The organism is Rhodococcus sp. 21391 (assembly GCF_016772255.1).
Lineage (GTDB): Bacteria > Actinomycetota > Actinomycetes > Mycobacteriales > Mycobacteriaceae > Rhodococcus_F > Rhodococcus_F opacus.
The window spans coordinates 6,666,757-6,687,487 of sequence record NZ_CP063781.1; the positions used below are offsets into that span (position 1 = coordinate 6,666,757).

The following is a 20,731-nucleotide window of genomic DNA, read 5'->3' on the forward strand; positions in this document are numbered from 1 at the left end:
GTGCGGATTGTACGAGCAGTTACATCTACCGCTGCGGGGCGGTGGTGGTCTCGATCGGAGACGGCAGCGCCGACTCGCCCTCGAGGTACGCATCGACCGCGGCGGCCGCCGAGCGACCCTCGGCGATGGCCCACACGATCAGCGACTGACCGCGTCCCATGTCGCCGGCCACGAAGACGCCGTCGACGTTGGTGGCCCACTTCGCGGAGCGGGCGACGTTGCCGCGCTCGTTGAGGTCGACGCCGAGATCGGTGAGCAGGCCCGGCTTCTCGGGTCCGACGAAGCCCATCGCCAGCAGCACGAGGTCGGCCTCGAGCTCGAAGTCCGAACCCTCGACCTTCTCGAAACGACCCGACTTCATCTCGACCTCGTGGGCCTTCAGTGCGGTCACCTTGCCGTCGGCACCGACGAACCGTTCCGTGTTCACGGAGAAGAGGCGTTCGCCGCCCTCCTCGTGCGCGGACGCCACCCGGTACATCAGCGGGTACGTCGGCCACGGGGTGTGCTCGGCGCGGGTCTCGGGCGGTCTCGGCATGATCTCGAACTGGTGAACGCTCTCGGCGCCCTGACGGTGCGAGGTGCCCAGGCAGTCCGCGCCGGTGTCGCCGCCGCCGATGATGACGACCTTCTTGCCCTCCGCGGTGATGGTCGGCTTCTCCAGGTCGCCGAGCTGCACACGGTTGGCGATCGGCAGGAACTCCATCGCCTGATGGATGCCGTCCAGCTCGCGGCCGGGGATCGGCAAGTCGCGGGCCTCGGTGGCACCGCCGGCCAGGACCACGGCGTCGAACTGCGCGCGCAGTTCGTCCGCGGTGATGTCGACGCCGACGTTGACACCCGTCTTGAAGACGGTGCCCTCGGAGTTCATCTGATCGAGACGGCGGTCGATGTGCCGCTTCTCCATCTTGAACTCGGGGATGCCGTACCGGAGGAGCCCGCCGATGCGGTCGGCCCGCTCGAACACGGTGACCATGTGGCCTGCGCGCGTCAGCTGCTGCGCTGCAGCGAGACCCGCGGGACCGGAACCGACGACGGCGACCTTCTTGCCCGTCGACCGGGTCGGGTGCACCGGCTTGACCCAGCCCTCGTCGAAGGCGCGGTCGATGAGCTCGACCTCGACCTGCTTGATGGTGACGGGGTCCTGGTTGATGCCCAGGACGCACGACGCCTCACAGGGTGCGGGGCACAGCCGCCCGGTGAACTCCGGGAAGTTGTTGGTCGCGTGCAGACGCTCGATGCCGTCGTGCCACCGGTCCTTGTAGACCAGGTCGTTCCACTCGGGAATCAGGTTCCCCAGCGGACAGCCGTTGTGGCAGAACGGGATACCGCAGTCCATGCACCGGCTGGCCTGAGTCTTCAGGGTGTCCGGCGAGAACTCCTCGTAGACCTCGTTCCAGTCGAGCAGGCGCAACGGCACCGGCCGGCGAACCGGAAGTTCGCGTGACGTGTGCTTCAGGAAGCCGCTTGGATCACCCACGAGCTGCCTCCATCACTGCCTCGTCCACGTTCTTTCCATCCTTCTTCGCGGCCTCGATGGCCAAGAGCACCTTCTTGTAATCGCGGGGCATCACCTTCGCGAAATGATTGACCTGCTGCGACCAGTCGGACAGGATGCGCGCGGCAACCTCCGAGCCCGTCTCGTCGCGGTGACGCTCGATGGCGGACTTCAGCCAGGTGAAGTCGTCACCCGTCAGGTCCTCGAGATCCACCAGTTCCGTGTTGAGGTTGTCCTCGAACACCTTGTCCGGGTTGTAGACGTACGCAACGCCACCGGACATGCCGGCACCGAAGTTACGTCCCGTCGCACCGAGGATGACGACCTTTCCACCGGTCATGTACTCGCAGCCGTGGTCGCCGACTCCCTCGACCACCGCGGTGGCGCCGGAGTTACGGACCGCGAATCGCTCGCCCACAACACCGCGGAGCAGAGCCTCACCGCTCGTGGCACCGAACAGGATCACGTTGCCGCCGATGATGTTGTCCTCGGCGACGAAGCCGGGCGCGGTCTCCAGCGGCGGGCGCACGACGAGGCGTCCACCGGACAGGCCCTTGCCGACGAAGTCGTTGGCGTCGCCGTGCAGGCGCAGGGTCATGCCCTTGGGGACGAACGCACCGAAGCTGTTCCCGGCCGAACCGGTGAACGTGATGTCGATCGTGTTGTCCGGCAGGCCCTCGCCGCCGTACGCCTTCGTCACCTCGTGGCCGAGCATGGTGCCGACCGTGCGGTTGACGTTGGTGATCGGCGACTCGAACGTGACCTTCTGGCCCTTGTCGAGAGCGTTGCGGCTCTGAACGATCAGCTGCTGGTCGAGTGCCTTGTCGAGGCCGTGGTCCTGGGTGCCCGTGCAGTACAGGTCCTGGTCCATGAACGCCGACTCGGTCTCGTGCAGGATCGGCGACAGGTCGAGGTTGCCTGCCTTGCTGCCCTTCCAGTGCTCGAGCGCCTTCGTGGTGTCGAGGACGTCGACCTGGCCGACGGCCTCGTCGAGGGTGCGGAAGCCGAGCTCGGCGAGGAGTTCGCGCACCTCTTCGGCGATGAAGAGGAAGAAGTTCTCCACGAACTCCGGCTTGCCGTTGAACCGCTTGCGCAGAACGGGGTTCTGCGTGGCGACACCCACGGGGCAGGTGTCGAGGTGGCAGACCCGCATCATGATGCAGCCCGACACCACCAGCGGGGCGGTCGCGAAACCGAACTCCTCGCCACCGAGCAGCGCGGCGACCATGACGTCGCGGCCGGTCTTGAGCTGGCCGTCCACCTGCACGACGATGCGGTCGCGCAGACCGTTGAGCAGCAGCGTCTGCTGGGTCTCGGCGAGGCCGAGCTCCCACGGGGCGCCCGCGTGCTTCATCGACGTCAGCGGGGTGGCACCGGTGCCACCGTCGTGACCGGAGATCAGCACGACGTCCGCGTGTGCCTTGGACACACCGGCGGCGACGGTGCCGACACCGACCTCGGACACCAGCTTCACGTGGATCCGGGCCTGCGGGTTGGCGTTCTTCAGGTCGTGGATCAGCTGCGCGAGATCCTCGATCGAGTAGATGTCGTGGTGCGGCGGCGGCGAGATCAGCCCGACGCCGGGCGTGGAGTGCCGGACCTCGGCCACCCACGGGTACACCTTGTGCGCCGGCAGCTGGCCGCCCTCACCGGGCTTCGCTCCCTGCGCCATCTTGATCTGGATGTCGGTGCAGTTGGTCAGGTAGTGCGACGTGACACCGAAGCGTCCCGACGCGACCTGCTTGATCGCGGACCGCCGCCAGTCACCGTTCTCGTCCGGGGTGAAGCGGGCCGGGCTCTCGCCGCCCTCACCGGAGTTGGACCGGCCGCCGAGGCGGTTCATGGCGATGGCGAGGGTCTCGTGCGCCTCGGCGGAGATGGAGCCGTAGCTCATCGCACCCGTCGAGAAGCGCTTGACGATCTCGGTGGCGGGCTCGACCTCGTCCAGCGGGACGGGCTCGCGCACGCCCTTCTTGAACTCGAAGAGGCCGCGCAACGCCGCGAGGCGCTCGGACTGGTCGTCGACCAGCTTCGTGTACTCCTTGAACACCTCGTACTGCCCGGTGCGCGTGGAGTGCTGCAGCTTGAACACCGTGTCCGGGTTGAACAGGTGGTACTCGCCCTCACGACGCCACTGGTACTCGCCGCCCACCTCGAGCTCGCGGTGCGCGCGCTCCTCGGGACGGTCCAGGTACGCGTTGGAGTGCCGGACCGCGACGTCGGCGGCGATCTCGTCGAGACCGATGCCGCCGAGGCTGGACTGCAAGCCGGTGAAGTACTCGTCGACCAGTTCCTGCGACAGGCCGATGACCTGGAACAGCTGGGCGCCGGTGTAGGACGCCAGGGTGGAGATGCCCATCTTGGACATCACCTTGAGCACGCCCTTGCCCGCGGCCTTGATGTAGTTCTGGATGGCCTTGTCGAGGCTGACGCCCTGCAGTTCGTTGTTCTGCACCGCCTCGTCGACGGTCTCGAACGCCATGTACGGGTTGACCGCTGCCGCACCGAACCCGATGAGGAGCGCCATGTGGTGCACCTCGCGGGCGTCGCCGGCCTCGACGATGAGGCCGACCTTCGTGCGGGTCTTCTCGCGCACCAGGTGGTGGTGCACGGCCGACGTCAGCAGCAGCGACGGGATGGGCGCGTACGTCTCGTTCGACTCACGGTCGGACAGGACGACGAGGCGCGCACCGCCGGCGATGGCCTCCGACACCTGGTAGCGGACGTCGTCTAGGGCCTTGCGCAGACCCGCTCCGCCCTCGGCCACCGGGTACAGACCGCGGACGATGACGCTGCGGAAGTTCGGGAATTCACCGTCGTCGTTGACGTGAATGAGCTTCGACAGGTCGTCGTTGTGCAGGATCGGCTGCGGCAGGAAGATCTGCCGGCAGGACTCCGCGGTGGGGTGCAGCAAGTCGTGCTCGGGGCCGATGGTGCCGCCGAGGCTGGTGACGACCTCCTCGCGGATGGCGTCGAGCGGCGGGTTCGTGACCTGCGCGAACAGCTGCGAGAAGTAGTCGAACAGCATCCGCGACCGCGAGGACAGCACGGCGATCGGGGTGTCGGTACCCATGGAGCCGAGAGCCTCGGCGCCGGAGAGCGCCATCGGCTTGACGAGGAGGTTGACCTCTTCGTTGGTGTACCCGAACATCTGCTGACGCAGCACGACGCGCTCGTGCGACATGTAGGTGTACGGGCGGTCCGGCAGGTCGTCCATGTGGGTCAGACCCTGGTCGAGCCACTCCTGGTAGGGGTGCTCGGCGGCCAGTTCCGACTTGATCTCGTCGTCGCTGATGATGCGACCCTCGGCGGTGTCGACGAGGAACATGCGGCCGGGCTGCAGCCGGATCTTCTTCACGACGGTGGCGGGGTCGATCGGCAGGACGCCGACCTCGGAGGCCATGACGACGAGGCCGTCGTCGGTCACCCAGAGACGCGAGGGGCGCAGGCCGTTGCGGTCCAGGACGGCGCCGATGACGGTGCCGTCGGTGAAGCACACCGACGCCGGTCCGTCCCACGGCTCCATGAGCGACGAGTGGTACTGGTAGAACGCCCGGCGTGCGGGGTCCATGCTCTCGTGCCGCTCCCAGGCCTCCGGGATCATCATCAGCACGGCGTGCGGCAGGCTGCGGCCACCGAGGTGCAGCATCTCGAGCACCTCGTCGAACCGCGCGGTGTCGCTGGCGCCGTTCGTGCAGACCGGGAAGATCTTCTCCAGCTGGCTGCGCCGATCCTTGCCGGGCCCAACCTCTCCTGACCCACCGAAGATGTCGCTGTCGATGAGCGCCTCACGGGCACGCATCCAGTTCTCGTTGCCGGTGACGGTGTTGATCTCACCGTTGTGGGCCACGCGCCGGAACGGGTGGGCCAGCGGCCACGACGGGAAGGTGTTGGTCGAGAAGCGCGAGTGCACGAGGCCGAGGGCCGACTCGACGCGCTCGTCCTGCAGGTCCAGGTAGAAACCCTTGAGCTGCGGAGTGGTCAGCATGCCCTTGTAGACGAACGTCTGGCTCGACAGGCTCGGGAAGTACACGGTCTCGCGACCGGGGCCGTCCTTGCCGGCGCCTTCGCTGCCCAGCTCGTGCTCGGTGCGCTTACGGACCACGTAGGCGCGGCGCTCGAGGTCGAGTCCGGTGAGGGCGTCGTTCTCGCTGCCGATGAAGATCTGCCGGAACGTCGGCATGGCGTCGCGGGCCAGGGCGCCGAGCGACGAGTCGTCGGTCGCGACCTCACGCCAGCCGAGGACCTTCAGGCCCTCGCTCTCGACGATCTTCTCGACGGCGTCGGCTGCGCGCTGCGCGTCGGCCTTGCTCTGCGGCAGGAACGCGATGCCGGTGGCGTACGTGCCTTCCGCGGGCAGCGGGAAGTCGACCACGGCGCGGAAGAACTTGTCCGGGACCTGGAGGAGGATGCCGGCGCCGTCACCCGTGTTGGGTTCGGAGCCCGCGGCACCACGGTGCTCGAGGTTCACCAGCGCGGTGATCGCCTTCTCGACGATGTCCCTGCTGCGGCGGCCCTTCATGTCCACGACGAACGCGACACCACAGGAATCGTGCTCGTTCGACGGGTGATACAGCCCCTGGGGGCCTGGAAGTTGCTTCATACCTAGCCTTCGTATGCCAAAAGATGCACCGACGACCAGCAGCGCTGATGGCCATCAACTTGCAATGCAGGTGCCGTCACGACGTGATCGGCACCACCGATCGGCTATCGCCCTTTTGCAGCACGCTGGGTGTGGTCCTCGCACCGGGCGACGTGGCTTTTCGGTCGGGTCGGACTTTCGTGGGTCCAACGTGTAACGAAAACGATAATTCAGAACCCCCGACGAAACACAACTTAGGTTGGCCTATTTACCCTCTGAACTGGGCATTGTCGAGGGCGGACCTCGTCCGACTGCACTGAGTACATGTTAAGTGAGAGCGCCGAGCACCGCTGTAATTCCCGCAGTCGGATCGAAATCGAGATGCGGGACGGTGAGTTGATGAAGGATCACACCGTCCAGGTAGTCGGTGACCACCACTGCGTCGGAAGCCGGGTTCCTCGATCCCACGAGTTCCAGCATCTCCGCACCCCACTCTACGAGCGCGCGGCGCGCCGATCCGATCTTCGCGTCCAGTCCCGGCGTCACGGAGGCCTCGACGAAGAGTGCGTAGCGGGCACTCGTGCGCACGCGGTCCGGACCAGTGGAGAAGCTCACGAACGCAACCAGGGCCTCGACCAGGGCGTCCGTGCCGGCCGGCCGGAGTTGCGCGAACTTCTGCCAGTCCTCCCGGTCACGTTCGACGAGCCGTGTGACGATCCCCTCGAGCAGCGCGCCCCGGCTGCGGAAGTAGTTGGACGTGGACCCCTGGGGCATCCCGGCCAGCTCGTCGACGCCCCGGTGCGTGAGGGCCCGGACCCCTTTCGTGCCGAGAAGCGTGATGGCGGCGTCGAGCACCTGCTCCCGTTTGTCTGCCATACCCCGACACTACAACGGTAGTAAACCCACTACACCCGTAGTAGCGTGGTGGTCATGACCCACTCCGCAGCAGTCCTCGGCGGCGGCATCGGCGGACTCGCCGTCGCCCGCTACCTGTCCCGCGCCGGCTGGCACGTCGAGGTCTTCGAGCGTGCCGACACCCTGCCCACGTCGGGCACCGCGCTCGGCATGTGGCCACAGGCGCTCGACGCGCTGGACGCGATCGGCGCAGGTGACCGAGTGCGCACGCTGGGATCACCCCAGCACCGCGGTTCGCTCCTGCGCCCCGACGGATCCGTGATCGGCACCATCGACAACCGCGACCGCACCGCCTACCTGCTGTCGCGGCCCGCCCTCCTGGCCACACTGGCCGAGACCCTGCCCGACGGAATGATCTCGTTCGGCACACCGGCCCCGGCCGTCGACGCGCTGACGGACCACGACGTGGTGATCGGCGCGGACGGTCTGCGCAGCCCGACCCGCCGACAACTGTTCGGCGAGAAGTTCGAGCCGCGGTACACAGGAGCGACCGCCTGGCGCGGGTGGGTGCCCGGCCATCGCGACACCGTCAGCGAAACCTGGGATGCGGACGCGCTTTTCGGTATCACCCCGCGCGACGGTGATCTCGTCAACTGGTTCGCGTGCGTCCGCACCGGCGCCGGGCACCCCGGCGGCCTCGACTACCTCCGCTCGCGGTTCGGGAACTGGCACGCCGACGTCCGGGCAGTGCTGGATGCCGCCACCCCCGACGCGATGCTCCACCACGACCTGTACGAGTCCCCCGCGCTGCCGTCGTACGTGTCGGGCAACACGGCCCTGCTCGGCGACGCGGCCCACGCGATGGCACCGAACCTCGGCCGGGGCGCCTGCGAGGCCCTCGTCGACGCCGTCGCGCTCGGCCGATTCCTCACCGCCGACACCGACATTCACACCGCGCTACACCGTTACGACCGCACGCGGCGGCCCGCGACGCGGCGGCTCGTGCGTGGATCGCGCGTCATGTCCTCCCTCGCGATGACCGGCCGTCTCCGTCCGCTGCGCGATCTGACGGTGAAGCTGGCCGCGGGCCTGGCCTGACCGGAATGCGGGGGCGCGGGAACGCTTGCCCGTCTGGTACTTTGCCGCGGTAGGGGGACGAGAAAGAACCGGGGGCGGTCATGGGGGCGGTGGACGACGGCTGCGGCAGTGCGCCGGCAGCACGGACGTATCTCATCGGGGAAACAACACATCCACCTCGTCGGTGGAGGCATTCTGCTGTGCTCGCTTCCCTCTTTCGGTGCCTCTGAACTGCACCACTCTTGCGTTTGCTTCGTCAGCACCAGTCCGTTCGATCACCATGTCCGTTCGAATTCAGGAGTCAAAGACTTGAGAATCCGCATGCACGCTCTGGCAGCCGCGATTTCGGTGTCCGCCGCCACACTGCTCGGTGCCGCGACGGCACACGCCGCTCCGACCACCCCGCCGTCCACGTCGCAGCCGGGCGTCACCGACCCCCAGGATGCGGCGCCTACCACGTCGCAGCCCGGCGTGACGGACCCGACGACGCAACCCACCACGTCGCAGCCCGGCGTCACCGACCCGGCGGCTCCGGCCGCGACGACGCCCGCTCCCCCGCAGGCTCCGCTGGCGGTGCCGGGTGCCGAGACGGTTGTGCCCGCTGCTCCTGACCTGGCAGCGCCCACCGCCGAGGGAGTCGTCGACGAGAGAGTGGTCGACGAGGCACCGGCCGCCCAGCCGGCGACCGTGTGGATCGACCCCGACGACATGCCGAAGGCGCACCAGGCACCCGTCGCCCCCGCCCTTCCCGTGCCGAAGCCGGTGGTCGAGGTCAATGCGGCCGTCGACACACTGGTCGGCGCGGTGCCGGTTGCCGCCAACGGACGCCAGTACGGCAACCCCGAGGGATACGTCGGCACCATCGGCTGGCGCATCGGTGACGCCACCGGCACCGCGGGCATCGCCGTCGACCCGTCCTCGCCGACCGCGGCCACCGTCTCCGCGTTCTCGGCCGATTCCAACGCCGAGCACCCCACCAACTGGTCCGCGCCCGTCGACGTCACACCCGCCGCCGCCGCGATCGCGGATGCGGCCCACCGGTACCCGGCCTTCGGGGAACTGGTCCAGACGATCGCGTCCCTGCCCGCACCGCAACTGCCGCAGCTGCAGTCCACCGACTGCGGTCCGGCCACCACGACGATCGGCGGCGTGAACGTGCGCAGCCAGGCGACGCTGCACGTGTGATCCGATTCCCTCGCGTGGAGCCCGCCAGGGGGCGGCTCCGCGCGAGGGAATGAGGTGTGGAGGATTCAACTGTGACAGAACCGCCGAACAGGGCACCCCTCGACCGCTTCTCGCACTGGTTCCCGCCTTTCGCGTCGGCCTCGGCACCGCGGTCGACGGCCCCTGCCGCGGAAACCGAGCAGCAGCCCCCCGCTCCGACGTGGCTGGCCCCGGGCGACGAGCCCGATCCCACCCCACCTGTTCGCAGCGGTCGCGGCAAGCAGACACTCGCGGTCGCCGGAGCCGCGGCAGCGGTGATCGCCGGGATCGCCGGTGTGGTCGCCGTGTTCAACTCGACGTCCGGTGATGCGAGCGGAACCCCCGTCGCCGCTGCCGATTCGGGCTGGTGCGTCGAATCCCGCGACGGCTCGACGGTGACCGGCAACGGCCCGGGCGGGACCTCCGACGGCGTCGCCGCGATCCTGGGCTTCGACCACGCGTACTACGTCGCACGGAGCGGCGCGAAGGCTCGCGAGGTGGTCGCACCCGACGCGCCGGTGGGGTCCGCCGAGACCATCCAGGGCGGCATCGATTCGGTGCCCGAGGGCACCGAGCACTGCCTCGCCATCACCGAGACCGAACCCGGCCGCTACGCCGTGACGCTGTCGGAGCTGCGTCCGGACGGGTCGGCGAAGAAGTACGAGCAGGTCGTGACCACCGCGGACCGCGACGGTCGCACGTACATCACATCCATTGGAGACGCGAAGTGACCGACCAACTGCTGCAAGCACTTCCGGTGTCAACCCTCGTCCTCGGGGCGTGTGGAGGAGCCGGCGCCACCACGACGACGCTCGGGCTCGCCAACACCGCCGCAGCTCGCGGCGGCGCGGTCGTGGCCGTCGACGCGACACCCGCGGGCGGCGATGTCGCCGAACGCGGCGCCGACGCCGTGCTCTCCGTGAGCGGCCTCGAGCAACTGGTGGCCGCCGGCCCCGTCGCGGACGACGTGTTCGACGGGTACTTCTCCCGCGCGAGCGCCGGGACCCGCATCCTGAACCGCATCGGGAATCAGACCGCATCAGAACGTGAATTCCATACTGTCACAGGGTCACTCCGCGCTCGCGGTGTGAGTGCCGTTCACGACCTCGGTCACCGGTTGCGTGCCGCGTACCTCGCGCCGCTGCTGGCCCCTCCGTCGCCCATCGTCCTCGTCGTGCCGTGCCGGGCGGACGCGTTCAACCGTCTCCGCTCTGCGTTGCAGTCGATCGGTGACACGCTCGGCGAACCCGGGCTCGCCCGCACCGTCGTCACCGTGTCGAATCAGGACGCCACCGGCTGGCAGGTGGACGTCGACCTCCTCCGCGAGTACCTGGGCGGACAGGTGTGGGGCATCGAGACCATCCCCTACGATGAACATCTGGGCATGGGGATCGTCATCGAACACAGCAAGCTGGCACCGGAGACCCGGGCCGCGTACGAGCGGGTGTCCGCGGCAGCGTCGGCGGTAGCCGAAGGTCGGCCGGAACGGGTCTGAGCGGGGCGCCGTCCAGTACCCTCCCGGGCGGGGAGGACATTCGACATCAGGGGGCTGTCATGCGGGAATCCGTCGGCGACTGCAGCGCGTTGCTCGCCGAAATGGACGCGTTCCGTCAGGGTTTCGGCCAGCCGGCGCTGCTGACCGGCGCCCTCCGTTCGGCGCTGCGTCTCATTCCGCTGACCGGTGACGACCGGCTGCTGACCAGCACGTTCGGCGGACTGAATTGGGTGTGCGCCTTCACCAGCAAGCAGGAATACGCCCGGTATCTGCTCGCCCGCGACGAACAGGGCGGGCCGTGCCGCTTCCACACCGTGTTCGGGTGGCGGTTGCTCGACATCCTCGTCCCGTCAGTTCCCGGCCCGACCGGGGTCGTCATCGACGTCGCCGGTGCCACACCGATGGCCTTCCCGCCGGCAGTCGAGGAGGTGGCCTGATGGGTGACCACCTCGAAGTCGACCCGTCGGTGCTGATCCAGGCGGCGCAGGGCATCACGGCGATCACCGAATCACTGTCCGGGCTCGGGACCGGCGAAACGGCATCCGTGGGGCGCGGGTTCTCCCTCCTCGCCCTGTCGCCGATGGAAGCCGGGAAGCAGGAGGTCCAGACGAGTCTCGAGGAGTTCGCGGAACGGTGGTCCTGGGGCGTCCGTCATCTCGTGCAGTCGGCCAACGAGATCGCCCGCGTCCTCGATCTGGCTGCGGACAGCTACTACACCACCGAACAGGTCTACTCGGATGCGCTGAAAACGGTGTGGACCAACAGCGTCGGCAACCCCCACCTCAGCGGCGACGAGATCAGCGACCGCACGTGGGGCGAAACGCTCGCGGACAATCCGATCAACCAGACGCTCAACTCCTGGGGTCATACCGTCGAAGCCGCCCAGGCCCGCGCCGCCGACGCGGTGGCGCGATGGAAGCAGGCCGAGGCGGAGGAGAGGGCAACGAAGTCCGCCTACAACGCACTCACCGGTGAGCAACAGGCAGACCACCCACTCGTCGACACCTGGACCGCGATGCGCGAGGAGGCCCGCGAAATCCTGCGCGGCGCCCGAGCGGACCGCGACGGCGTCGCCGGCCAGGTCTCCGGTGCACTGACCAGCGCCACCGCGACAGCCCCCACGGAGCCGCCCTTCACCGAACGGTGGATGAACAACCTCACCGACGCCACCGACGGCGTGCACCTGGGCGTCGCCAACTTCTACTCCGGTCTGCTCACCGGACTCAGCGGAATCGTCCAGTTCGTCCGGCAGATCAACCCGACCGACACATACAACATGACGCATCCGGCCGAATACCAGGCCGGCCTGTCCAACCTCGCGACGGGAATCGTGGTCGCGGCCGCCGACCCCGGCACCATGGTCTCGACGATGGTCAGCGACATCCGGAAGAACCCACTCGAGTTCGCCGGAAGCCTCACCGGCGACGCAGTGCTCACCGCCGCCACCGGCGGTGCGGGCGCAGGAGTCGCAGGCGCTCGCACCGCGGTCCGCATGCTCGACACCGCCGGCGACCTCGGCAACGGTGCCCGACTCCTCGACGACGTCGCGGACGTCAGCCACATCCCGAAGTCCGACACCCCGCACGTCGACTCGCCCACTCCGCACGCGGACACGCATCCGACGAGCACCGACCCGGCACCGACTCCCGAACCGCGCAGTCCCGAACCTGCCCATCCCGGCCCCGCCGAGCATGCCGGTGCGGATTCGGGCGCGAACGACGCCGCTCACGACGCCGGCCCCGAAACCGATCGCACGAGCAACCAGAACTGCGAAGGCCGCGACCCCGTCGACGTCGCGACCGGTGAATTCCTGCTCCCCGAAACCGATCTGACACTTCCCGGTGTGCTGCCACTGGTGTTCGGCCGGCGGCATCGTTCCGGCTATCGGTTCGGTCGCTGGTTCGGTCCGAGCTGGTCGGCCACCGTGGACATGCGCGTGGTGGTCGAGGAACCGGGGGTGACGCTGCTCGCCGAAGACGGTGTCATGCTCACGTATCCGCACCCCGAGGTGGGGACGCCGGTGATGCCGGATTCCGGGCAGCGCTGGCCGCCGGCAGAACGGCACCGGCGGCATCCTCGACTCCGAGTTCGACTACCGCACCAACGCGGAGTCCATGGGCTCCGTCACCGTCGTCACCGACTCGACCGGCGCGGCGACGGTCCACGGTTTCGACTCCGACCTGCGGCTGCGGGACCTCGTCGACGCCGCAGGGTCACGCACCCACACCGACTACAACGCGCGGCGAGAACCGTTGCGAGTCGCCGGACCTGACGGCGCGACGACGAGCTACCTCTACACCGCCGACGGAGACGTCTGCCGGATCACCCGACCCGACGGACACGCCGTCGCCATCGACTACGCCGGCCCCCGCCAACCGGCGACGATCCACCATCCCGACGGCACGATGTCGCGGCAAGAATGGGATGAGCCGGGAAACCTCGTCGCCGTCGTCGATGCGGCCGGTGCACGCACCCGGTACGGGTTCGACGCGTCGGGAAGCCTCACCTCGATCACCGACGCGGCCGGGGGGTCGCACATTCGTCGAGTCCGACCGGGCCGGACTGCCGGCCGCCGTCACGGATGCGAACGGCGCCGTCACCCGCATCACCCGGGACGGGTTCGGCCGACCCACCACCGTCACCGATCCCACCGGGGAGTCCACCACCTACCGATGGTCGGCGGACGGTCAGCTCGTCGCGCGCACTCACCCCGACGGCGCTGTCGAGACCTGGGCGTACGACGGGGAGGGCAACCTCCTGGTCCACACGGACGCGGTCGGCGCCACCACCCTCTACGAGTACGGCGCGTTCGACCTCCTCGCCGCCCGCACCGATCCCGACGGCAGCACCACCACGTACGGCTGGGACACGGAGCGAAGACTGACCTCCGTCACCAGTTCGCTGGGCGCCACGTGGTCGTACCGATACGATGCGGTCGGCCGGCTCGCCGCGGAAACCGATTTCATCGGCGCCACAACTACTTACACGTACGACACCGCGGGTCGCATCGCATCGGTCACCCCGCCACCGGCATCACCCGCCGGCACACGTACGACATTCTCGGCAGCGTCACCGACGTTCGCGCCGACACCGGCGAACATCTCCACTACGAGCACGACCTCGCGGGACGCGTCACCACCGCCGTCTCCGGCACCCGCCAGTGGGAAGTCCATTCCCTCGAGTTCACGTACGGCCCGACCGGGCAGTTGATCAGCGAGACGGTCGACGACAACCCGGCGTTGCGGTTCGAATACGACGCGGTCGGTCGGCACACGACGAGGCACAGCCCCACCGGAAGCGATACGAGTTGGCAGTGGGATCCCACCGGGCATCTCCTCGGACTCACCACCGACCGCCACCACCTGGCCTTCGGCCACGACTCCGCCGGCCGATTGACCGACTGGCGCGTCGGAGAACTCGCCGTGCGACGAAACCACACCCCGCGCGGCCAGCTCGCCAACCAGGACGTGGTCGCCCATCCAGCGTCGACCCTGAATCTCGGACTCGAGCCGAGCGTCCAGCCCCGGGCGCTGAGACAGGACAGTTACGCATACCGGCCGGACGGATATCAGCGGGCCGTCGACACCGAGTTCTACGCCATCGTCACCGACCTCGTCGGAACACCCGTCGAACTCGTCGACCCCCGCACCGCCGACCGCGTCGCCGACGCCACCACCGACCTGTGGGGAAACACCACCTGGCACGGCGCCACCGACACACCCCTCCGCTTCCCCGGCCAATACCACGACCCGGAAACCGGACTCCACTACAACCCCGACACCGCCCGCTACCTCACCCAGGACCCGCTCGGACTCGCCCCCTCACCCAACCCGAACACCTACCCCCACAACCCCACCGGATGGACCGACCCACTCGGCCTGGTGCCGGCGGCGTGTGATGAGACAGCGCGCTCTGTCACTATCGACGACGGAAAGTACGACTACCTCTTCGGGCACGTGATTCAAACGCGCACAACGCCGACCGGTCAGCTCAGAACTTCGCACAATTGGCAAGAATAGGGATTCACGACACCCCCGGTGGCCGTGCGTTGCTGCAGGAACACTTTGAGAGCTCCGTAGCAACGGACGCCAATATTTCGAGATCGTTCTCGACAGAGTCCGGCGATTTCCAGCTCCGCGAGTCCCTTTTCGCTGGTCCTGGGGGATTCCTCAAGCTAGAGACCTCGTGGCAAGTGTCTCCGGAGGGGCTACGACTAGTGACCGCAATTCCAAGAGGAGGAGGATGAGTACGTGTACCACCAATTCGAAATACCCGCTCCTGACGAACTGGCGAGATTCCACCAGATAACGTCAGAGCCGTTGCCTGATACACCGGGCGGCTACATCCTCCGCGCATCAACTGATCGCAATGAAGATATCGAACTCGCCGTCGATCCTCTGGGCCGGTCCATCAGGCTCAGATTTTCGGTTCTCTCGCACCTTGCCTTCGACGTGTTCCGCGAAGGCGCAACCACACTCCGACTAGCCGAAACCGATGGTTCACTGGTCATTGCAATAGAATTCGAAGCCAGCGAGATTGCCGGGACCTTGAACATCAGCGTCGGCAGCACAATTAACGTCAAGGATTCGCTCCTGTTTCGCTAAGGACACCACCTGCCGCTCGAGACATCCGCACACGGTTTAGCTGTTTGCACCCGCAAGTGCGTCCGCATTTGGCTAATCGGTGTGCAAATGTGCGGGCAGGAGGGCTCAACCCAGGCATTGACATGGGCGGGTTTCCCCGGGGTAGCCAAGCGATTCACGGTGCAGATCTTCCGTCGACGCCGAGCGGCAATAGCTGAGCGCAGTCACGACATCCGCACACTTATTGGTCAGCTTCACACGCAATTGCATGCGCGTTTGACCAATCGGTATGCAAACGCGAGGTCCCGCACCTCCTCACGCCTCCAGCAACCCCTTCAACCTCTGTAGGTCGGCGTTGACGGCTGCTGCGTCCTCCGCGAATTCGTATCCGGTGACGCCGTCGCGTCGCCGGATGGTGAAGACGACTTCGCTGTGGTCGCCGTCGGGGATGACGCGCACGGGGTTGTAGACGGTGTCGCCGCTGGAAAGGGTGACGTCGTGGTCGAGGATGCCGTAGTCGTTGGCGGGTGCGAAGGTCACGGCGACCTGTCCCATCGGGGAGTCGGCGAGCCAGCGGTCGCCGTCCCGGGTGATGTTGGTGCTCAGGCCCGCCGCCCAGGCGGGGAGGTTGGCGGGGTCGCTCGCGTAGGCGTACACGTCGGCGGCGGTCCGAGCGATGAACACACTGATGTGGGTTGATTCGGTGGTCATGGCTCCCAGCATCCCCGCTACACGGCACAGGTGATTGAAGAAATCGGACTCCGGTGCTCATGTGCGAAACCTTCAATGCGGGTCCGCCTGAGGTCGTTAGCGTTCTCGGTATGACCGCAACATTCAGTGCCATCGAACTGGTCGTCCACGACCTACCCGCGTCGCTCGCGTTCTATCGGCGGCTCGGACTCGCCATTCCCGCCGACGCCGATCAGGCACCGCACGTCGAATTCGAGTTTCCCGGTGGTGTCCGCCTGCTGTGGGACACGGTCGAGACCATCCGCTCGTTCACACCCGACTGGACCGAACCGGCCGGCGGGCATCGCATCGGACTCGCCTTCGACTGCGGAACGGGCGCCGACGTCGACACGCTCTTCGACGAGTTCACGGGCGGCGGCTACACCGGTCGGAAGAAGCCGTGGGATGCACCGTGGGGCCAGCGTTACGCCACCGTCGACGATCCCGACGGCAACCCCGTCGACCTGTTCGCCGCGCTCACACCGTGACCAGCTGACCGAACGTGCGGCCGGTCAACTCGTGCGCCTCGCGGATCAGGTGGGCCTGATCGGCGAACCCCGCCATGCCGGCGGCCTGAGCTGCGGGAATGGACGAACCCGCCAGACCCAGCGCCGACTGCAACCGAAGGATCCGGGCCAGCATCTTCGGCCCGTAACCGAATTGCCGTCGGCACAGGCGGTGCAGTTGGCGCTCGCCGACACCGATCCGGTCCGCGACCTCACGGACGGACTTCTGCTGCTCCAGAAGTCGCGCGATAGCGGGGATCCTGCCGTCCGGCGGAGGCCCAAGGAGCCTGCGAGATCTCGCGAACTCCTCGAGCGCCCGGCCCGGATCGGCGTCGTCGGCGATCCTGCCCAGGAACTCCGTGGTGACGCGGTCTGTCAGCACCTCGGCGAGCGGCACCCGCAGATTGGTCAGCTCCTCCGCCGGCGTCCCCAGGAGATCCGGCAGAGTGCCTGGGGAACAACGTAATCCGACGTAACGGTCGCCGTCGCGGCTCCGGGTGAGATACGGCCGGGAGTCGGGGCCGGCCACGACGACGTCACCGTTCATCCAGATGAGGTCCATACAGCCGTCGGGCAGGATGGCCGCCTCACCCCCGGCTGCGGTCTTCTGCCACACCACAGCGCCGGGGAACACCGACCGCCGCTCCGTGTACATGACCCCATGCTAGGCAGCTGCTACGACACTCTGCATGGCGTCAGATCTCCGGCTCGCCGACATGCAGATCGGGCTCCCAGTCGTAGATGACGGCGGTCCGCAGCAGAATGTCCTGCAGTGACCGGCGGCGGCCGTCGACTGCCGCCCACAGCAATCCGAACCCGAACATCACGCACAGCACCGCCCGGAGAAGGGCCCGCAGCCAGCCGATCAGTTCACCGTTGCGGCTGACCACCCGCAGCCCCATCGTCACGGCACCGACGGTGCGGCCGCTCACCGACCAGCATGCCGTCAGGTACAGCACCGCCACGCCGATGAACAAGGTCGCGGAGAGCACGGCATTGGCATCGGGGAACGAGAACTCCTGCGGCGAGAACAGCAACCGCAGGAACAACACTCCGACATAGATGCCGCCCATCATGGCCAGGACGACCGCCAGGTCGATACCTGCGGCCAGTCCGCGGGTCACGATCCCGGCCGCACGATGCGCCGGCGTGCTCATGCATCGTCCGGTTCGTGCCCGCGCCCGAACCACTTGCCCACGAACCCGGCGACGGCGTCGTCGGCCTGCATGCCCTGGGTTCGCACGCCGCGAACCGCCTCGTTCGACATCGAGTCCGTCGACTCACGGATGATGCGCGGCAGGTCCACGCCCTCGATCACGGTGTCGGCCAGAACCACCAGGTCGACCCGCCCTATGACGGAGTCCACGTCGACGCGATCGACGATCGCATCCACGTCGATCCGTGCGGCGACGGCGTCGATATCCACTCGATCGAGGATCTGCGGGATGTCCACCCGGGCGGCGATGGCATCAACGTCCACCCGGTCGATGATCCGCTGGATGTCGATGCCCTCGGCGACGACGTCCAGGTCGACGTGATCACGCACGATCGCGGTGAGGTCAACCTCCTGAAGAGCGACCTGCACGATTCTCCGGAGTACCGCGTGCAGCAACCGATCCGCGAGTTCGTCCGCGCTGCGGAGTGTCTGGGTGCCGCGTTCCTCGAGGGTGACCAGCAGCGGATCGACGCCCGGCAGGAGTCGCGCCGTGTCGACGCCGAATCCGATCACACGTTGCAGCGCACCGCCGGCAGTCGCGGCGACGCCGGCCGCGAGGCGCAGCGGATCGGGGGCTTTCCTGCCGTCCATACTCGTAATCCAAGCCGGTCTACGCCGGAGATGCAGGGGTTCCCGGAATCTGAGTCACCCGCGGGGTGCGCCGGGGCCGTGCACGATACGTGGGGCGGGCTGTCCGGACGCCGGCCGAGGGGCCCAGTCGGCGAGTTCGGCGATCAACTCGGCGACCCGATCCGAGCAGTGCGCGGGATCCGGTGCCGGTCCCAACCCGAGTCCCTCGACCACCAGCACGTTCCCCTGGGTGAGTCCGTGTACCCCGAGCGACCACCCGAAGTGGCGGTTCCAGGCCAGAACGGCCTTCCGGCCGCGGTAGTAGGGGATCTCGCAGGACAGGGTCACGACCGCGTCGAAAGCGGGGGTGCACCACCAGTCGACCGACAGGGCGCCCACCGTCGTCGCGACGGAACCGACGTACTCACCGACATTCGCCGAGCTGGTGGCCCGGACCTGGCTGATGCTCATACACAACCCACTCTCGACGTTCGCAGAAACCCAGCGGAAAGAGCCGGACGGCAGGTTCACACTCGAGTCATTCGTCACGGACCGCCGAGAGGACGGGTTCGGGTCCGTGAGGGCCGGAGGTTCGCGACGAAGCTTCTACTCCATCGTCGGGCGGCGACGGGGCGCCCGGTAGCCACCCTGGGGTGGGGATACACCACCCCCCGCCCCTTGCGGGGAAAACACAAAGGCCACGAACTCGTGGAGTTCGTGGCCTCGATGTCGCGATTCCGGAGAATCGCTTGTGGTGGGCGAAGGGGGACTTGAACCCCCACGTCCCGAAGGACACTGGCACCTGAAGCCAGCGCGTCTGCCATTCCGCCACTCGCCCGAGCGACCCGGAAACATTAACACGAGGTCGCCAGAAATTACGATTCGTACAGGTCAGGACCCGAAAAGGCCACAAAAACACCCGTCCAGGCAAAGACCGATATCATGCAATGGCGTAGACCCGTGTCGTGGCCCGAGGCAATGACAGTACCGTGGGATACACGCACGGCTGTGCCGCGACACGGACATGTCTCGTCACAGCCACCGCGTACCGAGGACAGAAGGCCCGACTGCCAGGCACCGTGAGGAGGTTCCGATGGGGATAGTTCAACGTTTCGAGCGGAAGCTCCAGGGAGCCGTGGGTGACGCGTTCGCCCGGGTCTTCGGCGGCGGCGTGGTGCCACAGGAGGTGGAGGCCGCGCTTCAGCAGGAAGCCTCCGACCGAATCCAGCAGTTGGACGGTGGGCACCTGCTCGCGCCGAACAGCTATGTCATCGCCATCAACAACTCGGACCACGAAGAACTTGCCGCCGACAGAGACTTGACGGTCAAGGCCTTCGCCCGACACCTCGAAGACTTCATTCGCGACCAGGGCTGGCAGACGTATGGTCCCATTCATGTCGCGTTCGAACCGTCGCCTTCACTGCACACCGGGCAGTTCCGCACCCGGGGTTCGGTGGATCCGGATGCCGGCCGCCCAGGGGCGGCCACGCCGGGGCGACCCGAACCGCCAGGCGGTCCCGCACCGCGACCACAGGCACCGTTTGTACCCGTCACGTCGAATCCAGGAGCTGGCCCCATGACGCAGAACTCAGGCTACGACCCCAGCCGCGAACCAGCGGGCAACCGCAATCCCGATCCCCAGTACGCGCGCAACGGTCATGCCCATGCAGGTCAGGATCAGCGGTACCCGCAGGGCTACCAGAACGGTTACGACCGCGGCAGCTACCAGCAGGGCGGCTACGACCAGCAGCAGTACCCCGACGACCAGCGCGGCGGGTACCCCCAGGATGCGGCGTACGGCCAGGCGTACGACCAGGGCGCGCAGGCTCCCGGCTACGACCAGCCCGCGGACGCCGGCTACGACTACCAGCAGGGCGGCTACCAGCAGGGCTACGACCCGCAGGCGTACGACCAGCAGGCGGCTCCGGCCCGCTACCCGGACGGTTCCTACGCCGACGCCGGCTACCAGCAGCCGCAGGGCTACGACCAGGGTTACGACCGCGGCGGGTACCAGCAGGGCGGTTACGACCAGCAGGCGTACGACCAGCAGGGCTACGCCGACTACGACCAGGGCGGTTACGGCCAGCAGGCCTACGCGACCGACGGCCACACGTTCACGGCGACGCTGCAGCTCGAGGACGGCAGCGGACGCCACTTCCAGCTGCGTGAGGGCAACAACATCATCGGCCGCGGCCAGGAGGCACAGTTCCGCCTGCCCGACACCGGTGTGTCGCGCCGCCACATCGACATTCGCTGGGACGGACAGGTCGCGATGCTGTCCGACCTCGGCTCCACCAACGGAACCACCGTCAACGGTGCCCCCGTGCAGGATTGGCAGCTGGCCGACGGAGACATCATCCGGGCAGGTCATTCGGAGATCCTGGTCCGAATCCTCTGAGGCTCCACCGAATCAGGTCCCC

The 20,731-nt window shown here is 67.6% G+C and carries 19 protein-coding genes and 1 tRNA gene; 11 read left to right on the forward strand and 9 right to left on the reverse strand.

All coding sequences use genetic code 11. The annotated features are described in order from the left end of the window. Positions 1 to 25: 25 nt before the first annotated feature. From GO592_RS30905 to GO592_RS30915, 3 genes are all read right to left on the reverse strand, one after another. A complete protein-coding gene (locus tag GO592_RS30905) occupies positions 26 to 1,477 on the reverse strand; it encodes a glutamate synthase subunit beta (RefSeq protein ID WP_007301395.1) in 1,452 nt (483 codons plus the stop codon). Continuing rightward, positions 1,470 to 6,098 (reverse strand): glutamate synthase large subunit, encoded by a 4,629-nt coding sequence (gene gltB / locus GO592_RS30910; protein WP_005263410.1) that lies wholly within the window; start codon positions 6,096 to 6,098, stop codon positions 1,470 to 1,472. The genes GO592_RS30905 and gltB overlap by 8 nt, the downstream gene beginning before the upstream one ends. Before the next feature lie 306 nt (positions 6,099 to 6,404). After that, positions 6,405 to 6,953: a TetR/AcrR family transcriptional regulator gene (locus GO592_RS30915; RefSeq protein ID WP_007301396.1), complete on the reverse strand. Its 549-nt coding sequence runs from the start codon at positions 6,951 to 6,953 to the stop codon at positions 6,405 to 6,407. Positions 6,954 to 7,007: 54 nt separating this feature from the next. On the opposite strand from GO592_RS30915, the gene GO592_RS30920 reads away from it, so the two are divergent. From GO592_RS30920 to GO592_RS30950, 9 genes are all read left to right on the forward strand, one after another. Continuing rightward, positions 7,008 to 8,030, forward strand: coding sequence for an FAD-dependent oxidoreductase (locus GO592_RS30920; RefSeq protein WP_007301397.1), 1,023 nt, complete (start codon positions 7,008 to 7,010; stop codon positions 8,028 to 8,030). Between the two features lie 300 nt (positions 8,031 to 8,330). After that, positions 8,331 to 9,194, forward strand: a complete 864-nt coding sequence (locus GO592_RS30925; RefSeq protein WP_007301398.1) for a hypothetical protein — start codon at positions 8,331 to 8,333, stop codon at positions 9,192 to 9,194. 71 nt (positions 9,195 to 9,265) lie between these two features. Beyond that, the gene (locus GO592_RS30930) at positions 9,266 to 9,943 is read left to right on the forward strand and encodes a hypothetical protein (RefSeq protein ID WP_007301399.1); all 678 of its coding nucleotides are present in this window, start codon (positions 9,266 to 9,268) and stop codon (positions 9,941 to 9,943) included. Further along, positions 9,940 to 10,707 carry a hypothetical protein gene (locus tag GO592_RS30935; protein ID WP_007301400.1) on the forward strand — a complete coding sequence of 256 codons (768 nt, stop codon included), beginning with the start codon at positions 9,940 to 9,942 and terminating at the stop codon, positions 10,705 to 10,707. Before GO592_RS30930 ends, GO592_RS30935 begins: the two co-directional genes overlap by 4 nt. Before the next feature lie 59 nt (positions 10,708 to 10,766). Further along, complete coding sequence (locus GO592_RS30940; RefSeq protein ID WP_007301401.1) at positions 10,767 to 11,144, forward strand: hypothetical protein; 378 nt, start codon at positions 10,767 to 10,769, stop codon at positions 11,142 to 11,144. Then, positions 11,144 to 12,979, forward strand: a complete 1,836-nt coding sequence (locus GO592_RS44795) for a DUF6531 domain-containing protein (protein ID WP_237720655.1) — start codon at positions 11,144 to 11,146, stop codon at positions 12,977 to 12,979. The genes GO592_RS30940 and GO592_RS44795 overlap by 1 nt, the downstream gene beginning before the upstream one ends. A gap of 152 nt (positions 12,980 to 13,131) precedes the next feature. After that, positions 13,132 to 13,917, forward strand: coding sequence for an RHS repeat protein (locus GO592_RS45960; RefSeq protein ID WP_039953082.1), 786 nt, complete (start codon positions 13,132 to 13,134; stop codon positions 13,915 to 13,917). Continuing rightward, positions 13,914 to 14,726, forward strand: coding sequence for an RHS repeat-associated core domain-containing protein (locus GO592_RS45965; protein WP_007301402.1), 813 nt, complete (start codon positions 13,914 to 13,916; stop codon positions 14,724 to 14,726). Before GO592_RS45960 ends, GO592_RS45965 begins: the two co-directional genes overlap by 4 nt. A gap of 231 nt (positions 14,727 to 14,957) precedes the next feature. Beyond that, positions 14,958 to 15,311, forward strand: coding sequence for a hypothetical protein (locus tag GO592_RS30950; RefSeq protein WP_007301403.1), 354 nt, complete (start codon positions 14,958 to 14,960; stop codon positions 15,309 to 15,311). 294 nt (positions 15,312 to 15,605) lie between these two features. On the opposite strand, the gene GO592_RS30955 is transcribed toward GO592_RS30950, so the two are convergent. Next, positions 15,606 to 16,001 (reverse strand): SRPBCC family protein, encoded by a 396-nt coding sequence (locus GO592_RS30955; protein WP_007301404.1) that lies wholly within the window; start codon positions 15,999 to 16,001, stop codon positions 15,606 to 15,608. 110 nt (positions 16,002 to 16,111) lie between these two features. On the opposite strand from GO592_RS30955, the gene GO592_RS30960 reads away from it, so the two are divergent. Beyond that, positions 16,112 to 16,507, forward strand: a complete 396-nt coding sequence (locus GO592_RS30960) for a VOC family protein (protein ID WP_007301405.1) — start codon at positions 16,112 to 16,114, stop codon at positions 16,505 to 16,507. On the opposite strand, the gene GO592_RS30965 is transcribed toward GO592_RS30960, so the two are convergent. The 5 genes from GO592_RS30965 to GO592_RS30985 all read right to left on the reverse strand — a co-directional run bounded on the left by GO592_RS30965 (position 16,497) and on the right by GO592_RS30985 (position 19,149). Further along, positions 16,497 to 17,180, reverse strand: coding sequence for a helix-turn-helix domain-containing protein (locus GO592_RS30965; RefSeq protein WP_007301406.1), 684 nt, complete (start codon positions 17,178 to 17,180; stop codon positions 16,497 to 16,499). The genes GO592_RS30960 and GO592_RS30965 overlap by 11 nt on opposite strands. A gap of 40 nt (positions 17,181 to 17,220) precedes the next feature. Beyond that, the gene (locus GO592_RS30970) at positions 17,221 to 17,682 is read right to left on the reverse strand and encodes an RDD family protein (protein WP_005565380.1); all 462 of its coding nucleotides are present in this window, start codon (positions 17,680 to 17,682) and stop codon (positions 17,221 to 17,223) included. Next, positions 17,679 to 18,332: a hypothetical protein gene (locus tag GO592_RS30975; RefSeq protein ID WP_007301407.1), complete on the reverse strand. Its 654-nt coding sequence runs from the start codon at positions 18,330 to 18,332 to the stop codon at positions 17,679 to 17,681. The genes GO592_RS30970 and GO592_RS30975 overlap by 4 nt, the downstream gene beginning before the upstream one ends. 54 nt (positions 18,333 to 18,386) lie before the next feature. After that, entirely contained in the window at positions 18,387 to 18,782 is a 396-nt protein-coding gene (locus GO592_RS30980) for a DUF6292 family protein (protein WP_005263438.1), read from the reverse strand. A 281-nt stretch (positions 18,783 to 19,063) separates the two neighbouring features. Then, positions 19,064 to 19,149 (reverse strand) — tRNA-Leu (locus GO592_RS30985). 255 nt (positions 19,150 to 19,404) lie between these two features. Between GO592_RS30985 and GO592_RS30990 the strand changes: the two genes are divergently transcribed. After that, positions 19,405 to 20,709, forward strand: a complete 1,305-nt coding sequence (locus GO592_RS30990; protein WP_005263441.1) for a DUF3662 and FHA domain-containing protein — start codon at positions 19,405 to 19,407, stop codon at positions 20,707 to 20,709. The last annotated feature ends 22 nt before the right edge of the window (positions 20,710 to 20,731 follow it).

Excerpts from the sequence above, each read along its gene's own strand:
- GO592_RS30975 (WP_007301407.1), bottom strand. The coding sequence starts at position 18,332 with ATGGACGGCAGGAAAGCCCCCGATCCGCTGCGCCTCGCGGCCGGCGTC.
- GO592_RS30955 (WP_007301404.1), bottom strand. The coding sequence starts at position 16,001 with ATGACCACCGAATCAACCCACATCAGTGTGTTCATCGCTCGGACCGCC.
- GO592_RS30965 (WP_007301406.1), bottom strand. The coding sequence starts at position 17,180 with ATGTACACGGAGCGGCGGTCGGTGTTCCCCGGCGCTGTGGTGTGGCAG.
- gltB (WP_005263410.1), bottom strand. The coding sequence starts at position 6,098 with ATGAAGCAACTTCCAGGCCCCCAGGGGCTGTATCACCCGTCGAACGAG.
- GO592_RS30970 (WP_005565380.1), bottom strand. The coding sequence starts at position 17,682 with ATGAGCACGCCGGCGCATCGTGCGGCCGGGATCGTGACCCGCGGACTG.
- GO592_RS30960 (WP_007301405.1), top strand. The coding sequence starts at position 16,112 with ATGACCGCAACATTCAGTGCCATCGAACTGGTCGTCCACGACCTACCC.
- GO592_RS30925 (WP_007301398.1), top strand. The coding sequence starts at position 8,331 with ATGCACGCTCTGGCAGCCGCGATTTCGGTGTCCGCCGCCACACTGCTC.
- GO592_RS30940 (WP_007301401.1), top strand. The coding sequence starts at position 10,767 with ATGCGGGAATCCGTCGGCGACTGCAGCGCGTTGCTCGCCGAAATGGAC.
- GO592_RS44795 (WP_237720655.1), top strand. The coding sequence starts at position 11,144 with ATGGGTGACCACCTCGAAGTCGACCCGTCGGTGCTGATCCAGGCGGCG.
- GO592_RS30920 (WP_007301397.1), top strand. The coding sequence starts at position 7,008 with ATGACCCACTCCGCAGCAGTCCTCGGCGGCGGCATCGGCGGACTCGCC.
- GO592_RS30990 (WP_005263441.1), top strand. The coding sequence starts at position 19,405 with ATGGGGATAGTTCAACGTTTCGAGCGGAAGCTCCAGGGAGCCGTGGGT.
- GO592_RS30980 (WP_005263438.1), bottom strand. The coding sequence starts at position 18,782 with ATGAGCATCAGCCAGGTCCGGGCCACCAGCTCGGCGAATGTCGGTGAG.
- GO592_RS30915 (WP_007301396.1), bottom strand. The coding sequence starts at position 6,953 with ATGGCAGACAAACGGGAGCAGGTGCTCGACGCCGCCATCACGCTTCTC.
- GO592_RS45960 (WP_039953082.1), top strand. The coding sequence starts at position 13,132 with ATGAGCCGGGAAACCTCGTCGCCGTCGTCGATGCGGCCGGTGCACGCA.